Raw genomic sequence first — 2,770 nt, 5'->3', positions numbered from 1 at the left:
GTGCCATTGGTGCTGACGGGGGACATGCATCAAAATCCTGTGCCCAGATGCTCCGAAGGAAGGCTCGGGTGATGAAGGACGGGTTTCGTTCGTACATCGGGTGGACTTAGCGCGATCCGAATTCATGTCGAAGGATAATGGCGCTTCGTGGGCCGTTAGGCGACTGTCTGCTTACAACTCACAAGGCCAGCGAAGCAGATCTTCCGCTCACGACCCCGAAGCGGTCATTTGCAGCCACTGTAACCGCCCCTCAAATCAGTCGTTGAAGTTGACCTTGTGTCAACTGCTACAAATAGAACATGAGCGATTCGCTTCCCATAGACGAAGTTGTCCGCCGCACCGGCCTCACTTCGCGCGCGTTGCGCTTTTATGAGGGCCGTGGGCTCATCACGCCGCTACGCACTGGTTCGGGGCGGCGCTGGTTCGGACCTGAAGAGCTCGAACGAATTCAGAGGATCGTCGCACTTAAAAAAGCCGGGCTCAGCCTCGCCGACATAAAGCGATTGTTTGATCACAGACCGATCAACCTTCTCGCCTTGCTTAGCGCGCAGCGTAGGCGCCTGGCCGAACAGGCCGAGGAGATCGCTGACGCCATAGGCCTCATCGATACCGCATTGTCCCGCATCGACCGAGGCGAGCCGCTCGATGCCGCGACGTTTTGCTCGCTCATTCGTGACGGAGAAAAACTCATGACCGACCAGACCCAAGCCTGGCAGGATGTGGTGGACCAGTATTACACCCCCGAGGAACAGGCTGAATGGCAAGAACACATGGCCGATGCGCCCGAGTTTAGCCAAGAGGCCTATCAGGCGCAGTGGCACGCGCTCAGCGCCCGGATCGAAGCGGCGCTGCCGCTCGAACCGGACAGCGATGCAGCTCTCGCCTTCGTGCGAGAATGGTTCGCGTTGCTCAAACCTTTCAGCCGCAACGCCACGCCCGCGATGTGGAAGGGGACGACCCGGATGTATGACGACATGGCGCGCTGGGAAGGCAAGGTCGATCCCGGTTTCAGCAAGCCGGTGTGGGACTTCATTATGACCGCGACACCCGCGGCGCTGAATCGGGGCGAGGATATCGGCCCAATGCCGGCATGGTTCGCGCGGCCCGCTGGACAGGAGAAGCGGTGATGACGATCAATGCGTGGGTGCTGTTGCTTGGCGCGATCGCGCTTGAGGTGGCCTCGACCAGCCTGCTCAACGCCTCTCAGGGGATGACCCGATGGGGCTATGGTATCGCAGCCATGGCAGGCTACGGCGTATGCTTCTGGCTGCTCGCTTTCGCGATGACGCGCATTCCGATGGGGGTCGCCTATGCCGTCTGGTCGGGGGTGGGGATTGTTGCCATAGCGGCGATTGGCTGGATCGTGTTCCGTCAGAACCTATCCTGGGCGCAGGCGGGCTTTATGGCGCTAATCCTTATCGGCGCCATTGGGCTTAATTTGACGACCATTCGCACGGCGCCCTGACGAATGGTGTTGAAATGAGGAACGAGCGTTATTCTGTTCAACAACGGGGGCAGGCCGAAAAACCTGCCAGTCCGCTTCCCACCCCATTTTGGACGTTTCAGCCTTCCGCGGATTTCCTGATTAGCGGACTGGCAGCTTTGCCTCACCATCCACTGAAAGCGGATACTCTGCTAACGACTCCAATTGCGGACGCTGATAGATGTGATAGGCTTACTTAAGTGCGGGTCCTATCTCCACCTTGTCCCGCTTGCGGAAAACCGGTTCCTTTTTTGAAGACTCAATGGGGTCTTGGGAAACCTTTCATCTGCGATGGTTGCGGAACCCAGCTGGTCATTCCCAAGAATTTATGGATCGGTTTGGCGGCATTCGTGTCTTTTTGGATGTTGAAAGATCGCATGAACTCGCCCTTCGAAGTTGTCCTGCTGATCGCTGGCCTTGCGGCCGCAGTTCTTATCCTGTCGCGATTTCTTCTGATCCCGCGGAGGGCATAAGGTCTGCTTTCCACCCAAAGTCAGTCGATCAGCGCACCTCAGCACTTTCCCTGAAGCAGCCGGCCGAGATGACCGGCCGGCCGCGTGAAAGTCAGATCTCGGTCCGCTCTGCCAGCAACAAGGCATCTTCGACGTCGACGCCGAGGTACCGGACCGTGTTCTCGATCTTGGAATGACCGAGCAGGATCTGAATAGCTCGAATGTTGCCTGTGGCCCGGTAGATCATCGCAGCCTTCGTCCGCCGCAGCGAGTGCGTGCCGTACTCAGACTTGCGCAGGCCAATGGCCGTCACCCATTCATCGACCAGACGGGCATATTGGCGCGTGCTCATGTGGCCATGGTGATCAATGCGGCTCGGAAACAGATATTCATGCGTCGAACCTCCTCGGCGCTCGAGCCAGGCGATCAAGGTCGCACGGACATCCGCGGTAAGCTCGAACTGGACAGGGCGATTGGTCTTTTGCTGGATCACGATCGAACGGTTCCGAACGTCCGCGCCAGCCACCACGTCACCAATTTTTATCTTCACCAGATCGCAGCCACGCAGCTTGCTGTCGATTGCGAGGTCGAAGAGCGCCTTGTCCCGCAGCCGCCCTTCGCGATCTAGGTGAAAGCGGATGGCCCAAATCTGCTTTTGCGTCAGCGGGCGTTTCGTTCCGACATTCTTGCCAGCGTTCCAAGCCGGACGATGCCGCGTGGCTGCATCAAATCGTGAGTATCCCATTGCATTTCTCCTCGGCCATGATTGGCCGACAAGGTAATGCTCGAAATGTCGCCGCGTGGGCCGTAGCACGAACCCGCTTCGCGGGAGGGG

Annotated in this window: 3 protein-coding genes; 2 read left to right on the top strand and 1 reads right to left on the bottom strand. The window is 58.5% G+C overall.

Translation table 11 applies throughout. From position 1 onward, the window contains the following. Positions 1-299: 299 nt before the first annotated feature. Both ILT46_RS11935 and ILT46_RS11930 read left to right on the top strand, forming a co-directional pair. Positions 300-1,127, top strand: a complete 828-nt coding sequence (locus tag ILT46_RS11935; protein ID WP_199504861.1) for a MerR family transcriptional regulator — start codon at positions 300-302, stop codon at positions 1,125-1,127. Further along, entirely contained in the window at positions 1,127-1,465 is a 339-nt protein-coding gene (locus ILT46_RS11930) for a DMT family transporter (protein ID WP_202387626.1), read from the top strand. Before ILT46_RS11935 ends, ILT46_RS11930 begins: the two co-directional genes overlap by 1 nt. A gap of 582 nt (positions 1,466-2,047) precedes the next feature. Here the strand turns inward: ILT46_RS11930 and ILT46_RS11925 are convergent. Further along, on the bottom strand, positions 2,048-2,680 hold the full coding sequence (locus tag ILT46_RS11925; RefSeq protein WP_199504860.1) for a tyrosine-type recombinase/integrase: 633 nt from the start codon (positions 2,678-2,680) through the stop codon (positions 2,048-2,050). Positions 2,681-2,770: the final 90 nt, after the last annotated feature.

The organism is Qipengyuania sp. YIM B01966, assembly GCF_016461955.1.
Classification (GTDB): Bacteria; Pseudomonadota; Alphaproteobacteria; order Sphingomonadales; family Sphingomonadaceae; genus QFOP01.
The sequence above is the reverse complement of the archived record's forward strand: the minus strand, read 5'-3'. Positions and strand labels throughout refer to the sequence as shown.